Consider the following 15,780-nt stretch of genomic DNA (forward strand, 5'->3'; position numbering starts at 1 on the left):
GGGTGGGGGAACGGTGCGGCTCAGGCCGCGACCAGCGGCGCCAGGGCCTGGCGCAGCTGCGGCAGCGGCAGGGTCTGCAGGCGCAGACCGTTGCCGGTGATGACGGTGGGAATGGAGCGGATGCCGAGCGCGGCAGCTTCAGCGCGGTCGGCCTGCACGCGCTGGCGCACCTCATCGCTGCGCATCCGGTCGGCGAAGACGCCACGCCGATGACCCAGGTGTTCGGCGATATCGAGCAGCACTTCGGCATCGCCGATGTTGCGGTGCTGGTGCAGGTGTGCCCATTGCACGGCATCGAACATCGCGCCGTGCGCGTCGTTGCCGCCGAGCATGCCGGCGGCCTGGCAGGCCAGCGCACCGAGCCAGCCGGACGGATACTCGAAGTCCTGTGCGCGCATGCCTCCGATGTCGATGCGCGCGCTGTCTTCATGCGCGGCGCAGTCGGCCCAGTGGCGCAGGATGATGGCCTTGGCGCGCGGCATCGAGCCGAACACCTCGATCATCTGTTCGCGCGAGTCCTGCAGCACGAAGCTGCGGTGGCGGACCTGGATGCCGAGTTCGGCCGAGACCTGCTGCAGGCGCGGGGCCAGCACGAAGCACCAGCCGCAGACCACGTCATGGAAGAAATCGACCACCGGTGCAGTGGTGGTCAGTGAAGGAGAGGCGATCATCGGCCTGCCGTCCGTGAGAGGGGAGGCGGCAGAGTAGGCAGCGCCGCCGGGCCGAAACAGCACGCGGCGGGCAGCTCAGTTTTCGCTGGCGGTTACGAATCCAGGCCGGCGCAGGTGGGCAGCTCGGCGTGCAGGAAATCGATGAAGGCGCGTACCTTCGGTTGCAGGTGGCGCGCGGTGGGGTAGACCGCGTAGACGAACCGCGGCGGATAGCGATGGTCGGGCAGCACCTGCTGCAGCTCGCCGCAGGCCAGTGCCGGTGCGGCCAGGAACGAGGGCAGCGCACCGATACCGACGCCGGCGACCAGCAGGTCACGCAGCAGCAGGCTGTTGTTGGCGGTGACCCGTGTCGGCAGGGTCACCGTGACCTGGCCGTCGGGGCCGAGCAGCGGCCAGCTGCCGGGTGAATCGGACAGGCTGTAGCCGAGCACGCTGTGCGCCTGCAGTTCCTCCACCAGCTGCGGTGCCGGATGGTGCTGCAGGTAGGACGGCGCCGCGCACAGCACCTGCTGCAGCGACGCCAGGCGGCGTGCGACCAGCCGCGAATCTTCCAGCTCGGCGCGGATGCGCAGGGAGACGTCGAAGCCTTCGCCGACCGCATCGAGCAGCCGGTCTTCCATCACCAGGTCGAGCGCAAGCTGCGGATGCTGCTGCAGGAAACGTGGCAGCAGCGGCGACAGCGTGCTCAGCGCGAACGACTGCGGTGCATTGACGCGCAGGCGTCCGCTCACTTCACCGCGCTGCTGGGCGATGCCGCGCTCCAGGGCGTCCAGCTCATCGAGCAGGCGGCAGCATTCGCGGTAATAGGCATGGCCGGTTTCGGTCAGGCTCATGCGGCGGGTGGTTCGCTGCAGCAGCACCACGCCCAGGTGCGTTTCCAGCGTGCGCAGCTGCTTGCTCAGCCCGGCTGGCGACAGGCCCAGGTCTTCGGCGGCGCGGGCCAGGCTGCCGCGTTCGACGATGCGGCGGAAGGCACGCATCAAGGTGAAGGAGTCCATGCCGGTCCCGGCCGCGATGAGGCCGCCATTGTAGATCCACGCCATGCGCGGATGGACGACGCGAGGTGTTGCGCCGTTTGTTCAAGCCGACCATCTGTACGCCCCGCCAACATGCAGGCCCCTCACTTCCCGGGTTGCCCATGAAGAATTGGATGCTCCGCCTGTATGCCCCGTTGTTTCTGCTGGGTTTTGTCACTGCCGCCATCGTATGGGTTGGTCACCATCACGGTGACCCGTTGTGGCTGCTTGCCTTGCTGGCTGTCGCCATCGCAGTCTCGTTCGCTGCCGAGCGGATGTGGCCCTACGAGCCGGCGTTCAACCACGACCATGGCGACCGCCTGCGCGACGTCCTGCATGCGCTGGTCAATGAAAGCCTGAACCTGCTGTCGATCGCCACAGTGCCGCTGCTGGCGGCGATCGTGCCCTGGCACATCTGGCCGATGCAGTGGCCATTCGCGCTGCAGGTGCTGGTGGCGATCATCGCGGCTGACCTTGGCATCACCCTGGTCCACTACGCCAGCCATCGCATCGGCTGGTTGTGGCGGCTGCATGCGGTGCATCACAGCGTGACCCGCATGTACGGTTTCAATGGATTGATGAAACACCCGCTGCACCAGGCGGCCGAAGCAGTGGGCGGTGTATTGCCGCTGTTGCTGCTGGGAATGCCGATGCCGGTGGCCGCAGTGCTGGCGTTCGCCATTGCGATCCAGTTGTTGCTGCAGCATTCCAACGTGGACATGCGCCCGGGTGTGCTGGGCAGGGTGATGGCATGGGCGCCGCTGCATCGTTTCCACCACATCCGCTATGGCACTGCGGGCGACGTCAATTTCGGCTTGTTCCTGACCGTGTGGGACCAACTGCTGGGAACGGCGTTCGATGCGCCGGGCTATCGGTTGGGGCAGCTTGATCTGGGTATTGGCAGCCAGCCGGACTATCCGCAGGCGTATTCCGCACAACTGCTGGCGCCCTTCCGCGAGCTGCCGCATGGCGATGTGCCGGAGCTGCCGGAGGGGCTGCGCAGGCGCGGTTGACCGGTGCGTCAGGCCGCGTGCAGCTGCAGGCCCTGCAGTTGCGCGGCGCCGATGCCGAACATGCGGCGCAGACTGCGCGAGAGGTGGGGCAGGTCGGCGAAACCGGCGGCATGCGCGCTGTCGGTCAGGCTGTGCCCGCGCAGGTGATGCGCCAGCGCGCTGCGCAGCCGTTGCCACAGCACCCAGCCGCGCAGGGTCACGGCCAGGTCGGACTGGAAGCGCCGATGCAGCTGGCTGGTCGACAGATGCGCGGCCTCGGCGATATCGGCAGCCGGCACCGGGCCGGGCAGGTGCTGGGTGATGCGGGCCAGCGCCGCCTGCACGCGACGGTCCAGGGGCTGCGGGCGGCTCAGCCGTGGCAGCCATTCGTGCAGCTGCGCGGCATTGCCTGGCAACGACTGCAGGTGCTGCTGGATCTGTTCGAGGTCGGCATGCGCCGGTTCAAGGAACACCGTGCAGCCGTCAGTGGGAGCCGACAGGATCGCGTGTGGCTGGAAGGAGGGCAGCCATAACCGCTGGCCCTGCTGCCGCGCGCCATCGATCTCGATCTGCCAGGGCGCGCCTTCGCTCAGCAGCAGTTGATGGGCGTAATGCGCATGCGCAGCGCTGTCACCGGCGTGGCCCTGCAGCACGGCAACGTGTGCATCCAGCAGCAGGGTGCCATTCCAGGGCAGAGCGGGGGAGGACATGGGGGAATTGTAGATCCACGCCATGCGTGGATGACGTATGTCCAAAAGGCTCATGAGAAAAACACCCACGCATGGCGTGGATCTCCGTGTCGACCAAGGTCGACACCTACCAACAGCAGCGGGGAACTGTCGAAGGCGGGGTGGGGCCGGTTGCGGGGGCGTGAGCGCCATGGATGGCGCGACCGAGGCTACATGGACGTACTTGCGCCGTCCCCCGCAACCGGACCTACCTCGCCTACCCACAGGAACCCAGCTTTTGCTTCGGCTGTTGCAGTTGCCTACGCCGTTGCCTCGGCGGGTGCCGGGCGCAGCCCGGCCGCCACCTCAGCGCCCCTGCGGATCCGGCCGATGGTGCACGTACTCGACCACGGTGCCATCGGGATGCACCGCATTGAACGCCGCACCGGTGGGCACTACCTGCAGCGGGAAGATGATCTCGGCGCCAGCGGCCACCAGCTTGTCGTGATACGGGCGAACGTCGTCGACCAGCAACGTGCCCGTGGTCGACGTGAAGGGCGCCAGTGCCTCGTCGCAGCCTTCGATCAGCAGGAACGCACCGACCATCGCCAGCCGCAGGCCTGCCTCGGGAAACGGAAAGCCGGCATCGGCGACCACACCCTGCAGCTGCTCGTAGAAAGCCACGCTGCGTTCCAGCTCGCCGGGGGCGACGAATACCCGGATCAGCACGCGCGGGCTGCGCTGGCCGGAGGTGTCACAGCGGTCGCGCCAGAGATGGTCGAAGTCGCGATGTACGGTCATGGGCTCGATTCGTCGCCGGGGAGATCCATTATCGGCAGCGTCGTGCAGCCCGTTGATGACCGCCGGTGATGGACTGATAACCATAGCGCAGGTGGCGCCTGTGACTTAGGTCCTGTTGACAGCGATGAACGCCCTCGCACACTCTTCACATGATGGGTCGCCCTGCGCGGCCCGGACAGGCAGGTTGTCACGCACGGGAGGAGGGTCCCGCGCGCAGACCGGCTCGTCCTCTGGCCTGCAAGGCGTTGCCCGGCAACGCATACGCGGCATGACGCTGCACCCTCCGGCGGCACTTTCCCTGGACCGATTGCCTTGGCAACGGAATTACGCCCGCCGATGAAAACGTTTACAAAGCCGCTCGCCCTGTCCCTGGCCCTGTCTGCCGCACTGGCCACCCCGGCCTGGGCCGACTCCGCCGCCTTCACCGTGCTGACCCTGAAGCAGGCGCCGACAGCGGACACGATGCCGGCCCTGGCTGCCCAGTTGAAGACCCTGCAGGTGGACGCGGTCAGCGTTCGCCAGGTACAGCGCGGCATCGGCCAGGTCGACCCGCTGCAGCTGCTGGCCGATGGCCTGGGCTACCAGTACCGCTTCATCGCCGCCGGCAAGGACGATGGCCAGACCCAGCAGGGCCAGGCTGTGTTGACACGCTTGCCGATCGCCGCCGAATCCGGCCCGGACCAGCCGGGCCTGAACTACCTGCGTCTGGATGATGGCCGCCATGCGGTGGCGGTCTACACCGATGCGGGCGCCGGTGCTGCGCAGTTGCCGGCGTTGGTGTCGCGTTCGCGGCTCGGCGCGCCGGCGGTGCTGCTCGGTGCGGTAGCCGGTGAATCGGCCAAGGCCGCCGGCTTCGACCCGGCACGCGTGGCCCTGGAAGCCGATGCCAGCTATTTCAGCGATGGTTTCCAGGCCGCCAGCAGTGCGCCGTTCAAGGTGGAAGGCAGCACGCTGCGTGCGACCCTGTTGACCCTGGCCTATGCCGCCGACAAGGGCGGCGAGCAGCCGTGGATGGATACCACGCTCACCGCTGATGCGCGCGCTGCGCTGCTGCTGAAGGCGATGACCGAGGACGAGAAGTTCCAGATGCTGCACAGCTACTTCGGGCTGGGCAAGGATGGCGGCAAGCTGCCGGAAGGTGCGGTGGGCTCGGCCGGTTTCGTGCCGGGCGTGGCGCGCTTGGGCATTCCGTCGCAGCAGTCGGCCGACGCCGGCGTGGGCGTGACCAATCCGGGTGGCATCCGCCCGGGTGATTTCGCCACGGCGATGCCGTCGGGCCCGTCCACGGCGTCGACCTGGAACCGTGGTGTTGCCTTTGCCGGCGGCGCAACGATGGGTCGCGAAGCCTGGCAGCAGCGCTTCAACATCCTGCTGTCCGGCAGCGTCAACCTGCAGCGTGACCCGCGCAACGGCCGCAACTTCGAATATGCCGGTGAAGACCCGCTGCTGGCCGGTTCGATGGTCGGCGCGGTGATCCAGGGCGTGCAGAGCCAGCACGTGATCTCCTCGATGAAGCACTTTGCGTTGAACGACATGGAGACCCGCCGCAACTTCCACGACGTGCGCATCGGCGAACAGGCCATGCACGAATCGGACCTGCTGGCGTTCGAGATCGCGCTGGAAGCCGGTCGTCCGGGCGTGGCGATGTGTTCCTACAACAAGATCAATGGCACCTACGGCTGCGAGAACGGCTACCTGATGAACCAGGTGCTGAAGCAGGAGTGGAAATTCCCCGGTTTCGTGATGTCCGACTGGGGTGGTGTGCACAGCGGTTCGAAGGCGGCGCTGGCCGGGCTGGACCAGCAGTCGGCCGGTGAAGTGTTCGATGCAGCGGTGTTCTTCGATGAGCCGCTGCGTCTGGCCGTGCACGGCGGCGTGGTGCCGCAGGCGCGCCTGAACGACATGGTGGCGCGCATCCTGCGCACGATGTTCCTGCACGGCAACTTCGACAACCCGCCGCAGCACCAGAAGGTCGACGCCGAGGCCGGTTTCGCCGTGGCCCAGCGCACGGTGGAAGAAGGCAGCGTGCTGCTGCGCAATGAAGGCAGCCTGCTGCCGCTGGCCGACAGTGCCAAGCGCATCGTCATCATCGGTGGCCATGCCGACAAGGGTGTGATCGGTGGCGGTGGTTCGTCGATGGTGGGCGTCACTGCCAAGGGCACCAACGCGGTGCCGGGCGTGCTGCCGACCACCTGGCCAGGCCCGGTGATCTTCCACCCGTCCTCGCCGTTGGAATCGCTGCGTGCCGCGCGTCCGGATGCCACCATCACCTATGTGGACGGCACCAATGCTGCCGCTGCGGCCAAGGCTGCCGCACAGGCGGATGTGGCCATCGTGTTTGCTACCCAGTGGGCCGCCGAATCGGTGGACCTGCCGGACATGCAGTTGCCGGACAACCAGGACGCGCTGATTTCGGCGGTGGCCAAGGCCAACCCGAAGACCGTGCTGGTGCTGGAGACCAATGGCCCGGTGCGCACGCCGTGGCTGGCGCAGGTGCCGGCGGTGCTGCAGGCCTGGTACCCGGGCATCCGTGGCGGTGAAGGCATTGCCGCACTGCTGACCGGCCAGGCCAATCCGTCCGGCCGCCTGCCGGTGACCTGGGTGGTGGACGAATCGCAGCTGCCGCGTCCGCACATCGATGGCCTCGGCTTCAAGCCGGCCAAGCCGTTCGGCGATGTGTTCGATTTCGATATCGAAGGCGCCAACGTCGGCTACAAGTGGATGGCAGCCAAGGGCCTGACCCCGACCTTCGCGTTCGGCCACGGCCTGTCCTACACCTCGTTCGCCTATGAAAACCTGAAGGTGAGCGTGGAAGGTTCGCGCCTGGTCGCCAGCGTCGACATCCGCAACACCGGCAAGCGCGCCGGTGCCGACGTCGCCCAGCTGTACCTGAAGCTGCCGGCCGGCAGCACCACGCCGATCCGCCTGATCGGCTACGACAAGGTCGAGCTGCAGCCGGGCGAGCAGCGCCGCATCCGCATCGAAGCCGAGCCGAAGACCCTGGCCCATTACGATGCACAGGCCCGCCAGTGGAAGATCGAGGGAGGCACCTACCAGGTGCAGCTGTCGCGCAATGCTGCCGAGCCGTTGCAGACGGTGGACGTGCAGCTGGTGGAGCAGTTGCTGCGCTGATACGGCGGGTTGTTGATGGTTGAGAGCACGGCCCCGCAAGGGGCCGTGTTTGTTTACGCGGTGCCGCTGCGCTCGCCGGGAAGGAGCCATTCCGGCACGCGACGACCCTTGAGCAGGTTGTCGTTTCTAGCACTGGAGCGTCCCTTCCTGTCAGCCAATACTGGCTGGTTTCCACACAAGGCGGCGGGAATGATCATCAGCGCATCGGAATTCAAACAGTTGTGCGAAGTCGAGTCAGATACTTCGTTCGCTTGGCAGCGGGCCGACGATCAGACGTGGCGCGAGATCCTTTCCACCTACCCTGAGCTGGAGCGCTGTGTCGCCGGGAACAAGACGATTCCCGAACCCATCATCGAACAGCTGGCCGCCAGCGATGACGTGGACGTTCGCTGGACAATCGCGTGCAAGCGCCGGCTGAGTGGTGTGCTTATGTCTCGCTTGGCACAGGATTCCGATGCAACTGTCCGGCATCGTATCGCCTGTAATCCAAAAGTGCCTGAAAAGATTCTGGAGCTGCTTTCTGTCGACCCAGATGAGATGGTGGCGGCGTCAGCCCGGAGACGGCTCCAGCGAGCCTGACGCGAAGGCTCGCTGATCTGCCTCCTCAGCCAAACCACACGCGCAGGAAATCGATCAGCTGCCGCACCTTCGGCGATGGCTGCGTGCTGTGCGGGTATACCGCGTACACGCTCTGCTGTGGAAAGCGATGCTGGCGCAGCACGGGCCGCAGGCGATCATGGGCGAGGTCGTCTTCGATCAGCCAGCGTGGCAGCACGGTGACGCCTGCACCGGCCAGGGCGAACGCACGCAGGCTGCTGGCCCCATCCACGCGTACCACCGCGTTGCCCGGGTTGGTGGCGAACAGGGCATCGCTGCCATCCGGAGCCACCACCGGCACATCGGCCAGGCGCGGATAGCCGAGGCGGGGCAGGGTGCCCAGCTGTACGGGGTCATCGACAGCATCGGCGGATGGCAGGCGAGCCAGCAAAGCGGGCGCGGCGACTGCACACAACGGATGCCGCTCCAGCTCGCTGGCATGCAGTCCCGAGTCCGGCAGGCGGCCGAGACGGATCGCCAGATCGAAGCGTTCGGGAATCAGGTCGGCCGGTGCCGGCGAGGTCGATAGATGCAGTACCAGCGCTGGATGCTGCGTGCGGAAGGCTTCCAGTGCTGGAATCAGCCGCAGCTGCGCGTACTCCGGGGTAGTGGTCAGGCGCAGCACGCCCTGCAGCTGGTGCTGGTCGCGGCGTGCGGCATCGATCGCGGCCTGCGCGGCATCCAGTGCCTGCACGCAGTGCTGCAGGAACTGTTCGCCGGCCTCGGTCAGCGCGAGGTGGCGGGTACTGCGCAAGAGCAGGGTCACGCCCAGTTCCTGCTCCAGCCGCTTCAGGTTGAAGCTGACCACCGCACGGCTCAGGCCAAGGCGCTCGGCGGCGGCGGTCAGGCTGCCGGCCTCGACCACGGCACGGAAGATATCGAAGCGATCGAGGCTGACCATGGCGGCTCATTGTCAAAACGGATTTGACAGTGTTGCAGCTGCCGTCGTGTTTTTCCAACAACGCTGGTCCGCCATGCTGGCACCTTCGTTGCTGGAGCCTGCTGATGCCTTCCCCGCGCCTGCGTCATGAGGCGATCTTCCTGCTGGTGTTCGCCCTGGACCTGGTCAACATGTTCATCGCCACGGTGGCCTATCCGGCGCTGGCGGCCGAGCTGCATGCGGACATCGGTACCCTGGCCTGGGTGGGCACCGCGTACATGCTGGGCCTGAGCGTGGTGATTCCGCTGGCGCCGTGGCTGGCCGCGCGCTGCGGTGAGCGTCGCCTGCTGCTGGTTGCCTTGTTGCTGTTTGCGGTGGCTGCAGGCCTGGCCGGCGCCGCGCCATCCATTGGCTGGTTGCTGGGCTGGCGGTTGCTGCAGGGGCTGGCCGGTGGCCTGCTGATTCCGGTGGCGCAGGCGGCGGCGTACCGGCAGTGCACGCCTGAACAACGCGGTGCGCTGACCCGGCGCATCCTGCTGGTGGCGCTGCTGGTGCCGGCACTGGCACCGGCCCTTGGCGGCCTGCTGGTGCAATGGTTGTCCTGGCGCGGCGTGCTGTGGGCCAGCCTGCCGCTGGCGGTGCTGGCGATCACCCTGGTACTGGCGTGGATGCCGGCTGATGGCCGGCGCAGCGCGCCACGCCTGCAGGGCTATGCGCTGACCACCGCGATGTCTGCGCTGGGCGCGTTGCTGCTGGCGCTGACCTGGCTGGGTGAGCCCGGCCATCGCTTCGCCGGTGCAGGCTTGCTGCTGCTGGCGACAGTGCTGGCCATCGTCCATCTGCGCCATGCGCGCCGGCAGCCGCAGCCGCTGCTGCGCTGGTCGCTGCTGTCACACAGTGGCCTGCGCATGGCGATGCTGGTGTATCTGGCGGTACCTGGGGTATTCATCGGCAGCCAGCTGGCCAGTACCCTGCAGTTGAACCACGCCGGTTACAGCGCCGCGCAGATCGGTGCCCTGATGCTGCCTTGGGCGCTGGCCTCGGCACTGGCGATCACCGGCAGCCGGCGACTGCTGGCGCGCTTCGGGCCGGGCACGGTGCTGCGGCTGGGCATGGTCCTGCAGGCCAGCGGTCTGCTGCTGATGGCGCTGCAATCACAGCCATCGTTCGTGCTGGCCGCCATGCTGTTCGCCTTGATGGGGGCGGGTGGCAGCCTGTGCAGCAGCACCGCGCAGACGCTGGCGTTCCATGGCGTGGACGCCGAGGCGCTGGGCGATGCCAGTGCGCTGTGGAACCTCAACCGCCAGCTCAGCTTCTGCCTGGGTACCGCCGCCATCGCACTGCTGCTGGCCCTGGCCATGCAGTGGTGGCCGGCGCATGCCACTGGCGTGGCGCTGGGCCTGGCGGCCGCACTCACCTTGTTGCCGCTGGCGCTGCTGCGCCGGTCGCAGCTGCATTTCCTTTCCACGACGGAGACTGCTTGATGGACATGACCGCCGAACACGAAATCCACTTTCTGCACGACAAGCTGCAGGCTTGGTTCCGCGCGGAGATCGCGGCCGATGCGCTGGACGATCTGATGACGCATTTCTGCGTGGACTTCAGCATGGTCGGCATTGCCGGACGCAGACTGGACCGGAGTGCCGTACAGGCGTTGTTCGCGGGTGGCCACGGTGCACGACCTGGGTTGCAGATCGCCATCGAGGCTGTGCAGGCGGTGGACGCCCCGTCGCCGCTGGCGGTGCTGCGCTACCGTGAGGGACATGCCGTAGGCGAGGGAGAAACCACCTGGCGGGAATCGCTGGTGGTGCTGCGGCAGGAAGACGGTCGCTGGCGCTGGCTGGCGCTGCATGAGGTAACGGTGGCGTGATGGATCCGCCGGGCATGGCCCGGCGCTACCGTGGTTGGTCGCGAACGGGTAGCGCCGGGCCATGCCCGGCGAGCGCAGTGGCAGCAGACCGCACATGTGCCATCAGTCCTGCCTGTAAACGCCGCAGAATGCAAAGCAGGCACGCGCTTTGCCGGAGGCTACGGGAGTAGGCTGGGGCCTTTCCTGCCGGGAGGTGATGTCCATGCGTGTGCGTGCCGTTGCTGTTGCCGTAGCCTTGAGCCTGTCCAGCACCGTGCTGGCCGCCGACACGCCGCCGATGACCCCGGACATCAGCGGAAAGCCCTTCGTCGCTCCCGATGTGGGCCGCGACTACGACAAGCGCGTGGTGATGGTGCCGATGCGCGATGGCACCAAGCTGTATACGGTGATCGTGGTGCCCAAGGGCGCCCACAACGCGCCGATGCTGCTGACCCGCACACCGTACGACGCCGCCGGCCGCGCCAGTCGCAGTGATTCTCCGCGCATGCGCGATCTGCTGCCGCAGGGCGATGAAGTGTTCGTCGATGGCGGCTACATCCGCGTGTTCCAGGATATCCGTGGCAAGTACGGCTCCGAGGGCGATTACGTGATGACCCGGCCGCTGCGCGGGCCGCTGAACGGTACCAAGGTCGATCATTCCACCGATGCGTGGGACACCATCGATTGGCTGGTCAAGCATGTGCCGGAAACCAACGGCAAGGTTGGCATGCTCGGTTCATCGTATGAAGGTTTCACCGTGGTGATGGCACTGACCGATCCGCACCCGGCACTGAAGGTGGCAGCGCCACAGAGCCCGATGGTCGATGGCTGGATGGGCGACGACTGGCTCAACTACGGCGCCTTCCGCCAGGTCAATTTCAACTACTTTGCGATGCAGACCGAGAAGCGCGGCAAGGGTACGCCACTGCCGTCGCTGGGCTACGACGATTACAGCACCTTCCTGCGCATCGGCTCGGCCGGTGACTACGCCCGCTTCACCGGCGTGGACCAGCTGACCTGGTGGAAGAAGCTGGTGCAGCACCCTGCATACGATGCGTTCTGGCAGGGCCAGGCGCTGGACGCGGTGATGGCGAAGACGCCGCTGAAGGTGCCGACCATGTGGCTGCAGGGCCTGTGGGACCAGGAGGACATGTGGGGCGCCAACCATGCCTACCAGGCGATGGAAGGGCGCGATACCGGCAACACCCACAACTACCTGGTGATGGGGCCGTGGCGGCACAGCCAGGTGAACTATGACGGCAGCCAGCTGGGGGCGCTGAAGTTCGACGGCGATACCGCGCTGCAGTTCCGCCGCGACGTGCTCAAGCCGTTCTTCGACCAGTACCTGGTGGACGGCGCGCCGAAGGCCGATACGCCACCGGTGCTGGTCTACAACACCGGTGAAAACCACTGGGACCGCCTGCAGGGCTGGCCGCGCAGCTGCGAGAAGGCGTGCGCGGCAAACAGCAAGCCGCTGTACCTGCGCGCCGGTGGCAAGCTGGCGTTCCAGGCGCCGGCGGCGGGCGAGGGCGACTTCGAGGAATACGTGTCCGACCCGGCCAAGCCGGTGCCGTTCGTACCGCGGCCGGTGCGTTTCGGCGACCGCGACATGTGGACCACCTGGCTGGTCAAGGACCAGCGCTTCGTCGATGGCCGGCCTGACGTGCTGACCTTCATCACCGAGCCGTTGACTGCGCCGCTGCGCATCGGTGGTACGCCGGTGGTGAACCTGCAGGCGTCCACCAGTGGCACTGACAGCGACTGGGTGGTGAAGCTGATCGACGTCTATCCGGACCAGGAGGCATCGACGCCGGAGATGGGCGGCTATGAGCTGCCGGTGTCACTGGCGATCTTCCGTGGCCGTTACCGCGAGAGCTTCAGCGATCCCAAGGCGCTGGCGGCCAACCAGGTGCTGCCGTACCGCTTCGACCTGCCCAATGCCAACCACACCTTCCAGAAGGGCCACCGGGTGATGGTGCAGGTGCAGTCCAGCCTGTTCCCGCTGTACGACCGCAACCCGCAGACCTACGTGCCCAACATCTACCTGGCCAAGCCGGGTGACTATCAGAAGGCCACGCAGCGCGTGTGGCACAGCGCCGCGCAGGCCAGCTACATCGAACTGCCGGTGTATTGAGGCGGAGAGGGTGACGCCGGGCGTGGCCGGCGTTACCTGGGGCGCGCGATGTCGGTAGCGCCGGGCCATGCCCGGCATCCGCGATGACGCGAAAGCGTGTCGACCAAGGTCGACACCTACCAGAGCAGATGACTTCAGCCGACCTTCGAAGGGCCGGTGCGCCAGCGGCTGGGCACCAGCCCGAAGCGCTTGCGGAATGCGGCGGCGAAGTTGCTGGGATGTCGATAGCCGGTTTCCGCAGCGGCCCGCTCCACGCTCCAGCCGGATTCACGAAGGCCCTGCTCGGCATGGCGCATGCGCTGCTCGTGCAGGTAGTCGAATACCGAGCAGCCATACTCCTGGACGAAGTGCCGGCGCAGCGCGCTGGGGCTCATGCAGGCCAGTTGGGCAAGCTCGACCAGGCTGTGCGCATGGGCGGGATCGTCGTGCAGGAAGGTCCGCACGCGCTCGAGGCGGCTGCGCTGGCCGCTGCGCAGCATGCGTGCGCCTTCAACGTGCAGATCATCGGCCTGCAGGCCCACGGTCAGCAGCTGCAGCGCCACGCCTTCGCGCCAGAGTGCATCCAGATCGTCCTGCCAAGGGCTTTCGAACAACTGCGCGAGGGTCGGCAGCATCGCATGCGGGATGGCCCAGTGGCGGCATTCCAGCGACGCGCGCAATGCCTGTTGCAGCTGCGGTTGCTGGAACACGTCCGGATCCAGGTCGGCGGGTACCAACAGGCTGATGCCACGCAGGCGCGTATTGCCCGGATGGACGCCGACCATTGCCACATGGTCGCGGTGGCTGGTGGTCACTGCGGTGCCTGCGCGCAGGCTGAAGTCACTGCGGTTGGGAACCTGCACGTCGACCTGGCCCTGCAGCATCACGCGGATGACCAGGCCGGGCCTTTCGTGCGCTGTGGCGGTATAGGCGATGCGGTTGTGCACATCCGATGCGAGCAGGCTCATGCCCCCGCGCAGGGTCTGTTCGTGCAGGTCGCCGTGGCCGGCCCACTGTTCTTCGCGCAGGTGGCTTGGATCGGCACGGTAGTCATAGCCGTGTCGCTGGCCAAAACGGCGGTAATCGGCAAACGTGAAATATCGGGACATCGCTCGGCGCTCAACCATGGATGATGGGTGCCGGCGACCAGTGGCCCGCACGTTCCATCGTGCACCTGCAGCGCGGATCGGTCCTGCGCTTTCAGAGGTAGAAATAGATCCCCGTCATTTTCTCCAATGCCAGCCCGAATGCGATATCGAGCGGGTCAATCGATTGGCATTTACGGCCAAGTTGAAGGTCGCGCAGCAATGCGCGTGCGTACTGCAACTGCTCGGTGCGGGTGATCGATTCGTCTTCGTAGCGGTCAAAGAGCAGGCCGAAACGGGTATTGAGGGTGGTGAGGAAGCCACTGTCGAACAGAAGATCGACCGTGGTATCGCTGAGCATCACCTCGTACAGGTCGCCGGGCAGGCAGGAATCGGTATCCAGCCGTCGTTCGGCATCGGCAGTAAGCGGAACGCAGGCTGTACGCATGGGAGTTTCTTTGCCGGGCATGCGCGCAAGTATCCCCCATGCAGCGCTTTCGTCACGAAGAAAGGCGTAGTGTCGGTTGGGTCGGACGCTTCTGTCCGCATCGATTCCCAACGCATGGAGACCACAGATGATTGATTACCAGCTCAACGGAAAAACCGCGATCGTGACCGGTGGTGTTTCCGGTATCGGCCTGGCGGTAGCAGAAACGCTCGCTGCATCCGGTGCGCGCATTTCGGTATGGGACCTGAAGAAGGAAGCGGTGGATGCAACAGTAGCCGCGCTGCGCAACCAGGGTGCTGAGGCCATCGGCATCGCACTGGATGTCACCGACGAAGCTGCCGTGGAAGCGGCGGTGCAGCGCACGGCGAAGGAACTGGGCGGCGTGCACATCGCGGTGAACAATGCGGGCATTGGCGGGCCTGCGGCAAGCAGCGGCGACTATCCGATCGATGGCTGGAAACGCGTGGTCGATGTGAACCTGACCAGCGTGTTCCTGTGCCAGCGGGCGCAGATCCAGACGATGCGTGCGGCGGGCAGCGGCGGCAGCATCATCAACATGGCCTCCATCCTGGGCCAGGTGGGTTATGCCGGCTCGACCGCCTATGCGGCGGCCAAGCACGGTGTGGTGGGCCTGACCCAGACGGCTGCATGGGAGCACGCGGCCGATGGCATCCGCATCAATGCGGTGGGCCCGGGCTTCATCAACACGCCCTTGCTTGAAAAGATGGACGCCAAGGTGCGTGCAACGCTGGAAGGGCGGCATGCGCTCAAGCGCTTGGGAACGCCGCAGGAAGTGGCCGCGCTGGTGGCCTGGCTGGCCAGCGACGATGCTTCGTTCGCGACGGGCGCCTACTACGCCATCGATGGTGGCTATCTGGCGCAGTAACCGGGTGCAACAGGGGTGCGCATGGCGGTGATCACTGGATCCACGCCATACCTGGATGAATCCGAGCGGTGAAGAGGGCGTGCCACCGCCTTCACCCCCGTCCCACGGCCGCCGCGCAACGCTCCGGGAAACTACCGGAGCCTCCCTATGGAACTCACCCAGGACATGTCCATTCTGCTGCGCGTGGCCGCCGCCATGGTCTTTGGCGGCGTGCTGGGCGTCGAGCGCGAGATGGGCAAGCACGCTGCCGGCCTGCGCACGCACATGCTGATTGCCGGTGCTGCTGCGCTGATCGTCGGGCTCGGTGACTCGGTGGCCGAACATTTTCAGCAGGAGCGCTACCGCGATCTGCTGCAGGTCGACCCAGTTCGCTTGATCGAAGCGGTGGTGGCCTGCGTCGGTTTCGTCGCCGCCGGCACCATCCTGCGTGGCAATCGCGAGGACCAGGTCAGCGGGCTCACCACGGCCAGCTCTTTGATAATGGCGGCGGCCATCGGCATTGCCGTGGGTATCGGCAAGTACGTGATCGCGCTCGGCGTCAGCGTGCTGTGCGTGCTGGTGCTCGCGCTGATCCGACGGGTGGAGAAGAAGCTGTAAATCAATAAATGGTACGACCAATAATTTCGTATAGCCCTATGGTCT

Annotated in this window: 15 protein-coding genes; 8 read left to right on the forward strand and 7 right to left on the reverse strand. The window is 66.4% G+C overall.

Annotated elements, in window-relative coordinates; genetic code table 11:
* Positions 1 to 20 precede the first annotated feature (20 nt).
* On the reverse strand, positions 21 to 671 hold the full coding sequence (locus GIW57_RS10780) for a DsbA family protein (RefSeq protein ID WP_236510628.1): 651 nt from the start codon (positions 669 to 671) through the stop codon (positions 21 to 23).
* Between the two features lie 92 nt (positions 672 to 763).
* Positions 764 to 1,714: a LysR family transcriptional regulator gene (locus tag GIW57_RS10785; protein ID WP_309295610.1), complete on the reverse strand. Its 951-nt coding sequence runs from the start codon at positions 1,712 to 1,714 to the stop codon at positions 764 to 766.
* 107 nt (positions 1,715 to 1,821) lie between these two features.
* Between GIW57_RS10785 and GIW57_RS10790 the strand changes: the two genes are divergently transcribed.
* Positions 1,822 to 2,700, forward strand: a complete 879-nt coding sequence (locus GIW57_RS10790; RefSeq protein WP_236510634.1) for a sterol desaturase family protein — start codon at positions 1,822 to 1,824, stop codon at positions 2,698 to 2,700.
* A gap of 8 nt (positions 2,701 to 2,708) precedes the next feature.
* On the opposite strand, the gene GIW57_RS10795 is transcribed toward GIW57_RS10790, so the two are convergent.
* Both GIW57_RS10795 and GIW57_RS10800 read right to left on the reverse strand, forming a co-directional pair.
* Positions 2,709 to 3,413, reverse strand: a complete 705-nt coding sequence (locus GIW57_RS10795) for an AraC family transcriptional regulator (RefSeq protein WP_329605753.1) — start codon at positions 3,411 to 3,413, stop codon at positions 2,709 to 2,711.
* 300 nt (positions 3,414 to 3,713) lie between these two features.
* Positions 3,714 to 4,148: a glyoxalase gene (locus GIW57_RS10800; RefSeq protein ID WP_100460318.1), complete on the reverse strand. Its 435-nt coding sequence runs from the start codon at positions 4,146 to 4,148 to the stop codon at positions 3,714 to 3,716.
* A 336-nt stretch (positions 4,149 to 4,484) separates the two neighbouring features.
* Here GIW57_RS10800 and GIW57_RS10805 point away from each other — a divergent pair, with 336 nt between their 5' ends.
* Positions 4,485 to 7,280, forward strand: a complete 2,796-nt coding sequence (locus GIW57_RS10805; protein ID WP_236510639.1) for a glycoside hydrolase family 3 C-terminal domain-containing protein — start codon at positions 4,485 to 4,487, stop codon at positions 7,278 to 7,280.
* A gap of 189 nt (positions 7,281 to 7,469) precedes the next feature.
* Complete coding sequence (locus tag GIW57_RS10810) at positions 7,470 to 7,859, forward strand: hypothetical protein (RefSeq protein WP_236510642.1); 390 nt, start codon at positions 7,470 to 7,472, stop codon at positions 7,857 to 7,859.
* A 25-nt stretch (positions 7,860 to 7,884) separates the two neighbouring features.
* On the opposite strand, the gene GIW57_RS10815 is transcribed toward GIW57_RS10810, so the two are convergent.
* Positions 7,885 to 8,778 (reverse strand): LysR family transcriptional regulator, encoded by an 894-nt coding sequence (locus GIW57_RS10815; RefSeq protein WP_236510644.1) that lies wholly within the window; start codon positions 8,776 to 8,778, stop codon positions 7,885 to 7,887.
* 104 nt (positions 8,779 to 8,882) lie between these two features.
* Here GIW57_RS10815 and GIW57_RS10820 point away from each other — a divergent pair, with 104 nt between their 5' ends.
* The 3 genes from GIW57_RS10820 to GIW57_RS10830 all read left to right on the forward strand — a co-directional run bounded on the left by GIW57_RS10820 (position 8,883) and on the right by GIW57_RS10830 (position 12,740).
* Positions 8,883 to 10,241 carry an MFS transporter gene (locus GIW57_RS10820; protein ID WP_236510647.1) on the forward strand — a complete coding sequence of 453 codons (1,359 nt, stop codon included), beginning with the start codon at positions 8,883 to 8,885 and terminating at the stop codon, positions 10,239 to 10,241.
* Complete coding sequence (locus GIW57_RS10825) at positions 10,241 to 10,627, forward strand: DUF4440 domain-containing protein (RefSeq protein ID WP_236510649.1); 387 nt, start codon at positions 10,241 to 10,243, stop codon at positions 10,625 to 10,627. Before GIW57_RS10820 ends, GIW57_RS10825 begins: the two co-directional genes overlap by 1 nt.
* A 202-nt stretch (positions 10,628 to 10,829) precedes the next feature.
* On the forward strand, positions 10,830 to 12,740 hold the full coding sequence (locus tag GIW57_RS10830) for a CocE/NonD family hydrolase (protein WP_236510651.1): 1,911 nt from the start codon (positions 10,830 to 10,832) through the stop codon (positions 12,738 to 12,740).
* Between the two features lie 134 nt (positions 12,741 to 12,874).
* Here GIW57_RS10830 and GIW57_RS10835 read toward each other — a convergent pair whose 3' ends face one another.
* The gene (locus GIW57_RS10835; protein ID WP_236510654.1) at positions 12,875 to 13,828 is read right to left on the reverse strand and encodes an AraC family transcriptional regulator; all 954 of its coding nucleotides are present in this window, start codon (positions 13,826 to 13,828) and stop codon (positions 12,875 to 12,877) included.
* 91 nt (positions 13,829 to 13,919) lie between these two features.
* Positions 13,920 to 14,252, reverse strand: coding sequence for a hypothetical protein (locus GIW57_RS10840; protein WP_100460311.1), 333 nt, complete (start codon positions 14,250 to 14,252; stop codon positions 13,920 to 13,922).
* Positions 14,253 to 14,379: 127 nt separating this feature from the next.
* Here GIW57_RS10840 and GIW57_RS10845 point away from each other — a divergent pair, with 127 nt between their 5' ends.
* Both GIW57_RS10845 and GIW57_RS10850 read left to right on the forward strand, forming a co-directional pair.
* Positions 14,380 to 15,138 (forward strand): SDR family NAD(P)-dependent oxidoreductase, encoded by a 759-nt coding sequence (locus tag GIW57_RS10845; protein WP_100460310.1) that lies wholly within the window; start codon positions 14,380 to 14,382, stop codon positions 15,136 to 15,138.
* A 147-nt stretch (positions 15,139 to 15,285) separates the two neighbouring features.
* Positions 15,286 to 15,735: an MgtC/SapB family protein gene (locus tag GIW57_RS10850; protein ID WP_100460309.1), complete on the forward strand. Its 450-nt coding sequence runs from the start codon at positions 15,286 to 15,288 to the stop codon at positions 15,733 to 15,735.
* Positions 15,736 to 15,780 lie beyond the last annotated feature (45 nt).

It is taken from the genome of Stenotrophomonas sp. PA-6-5C (assembly GCF_021605635.1).
Classification (GTDB): Bacteria; Pseudomonadota; Gammaproteobacteria; order Xanthomonadales; family Xanthomonadaceae; genus Stenotrophomonas; species Stenotrophomonas lactitubi.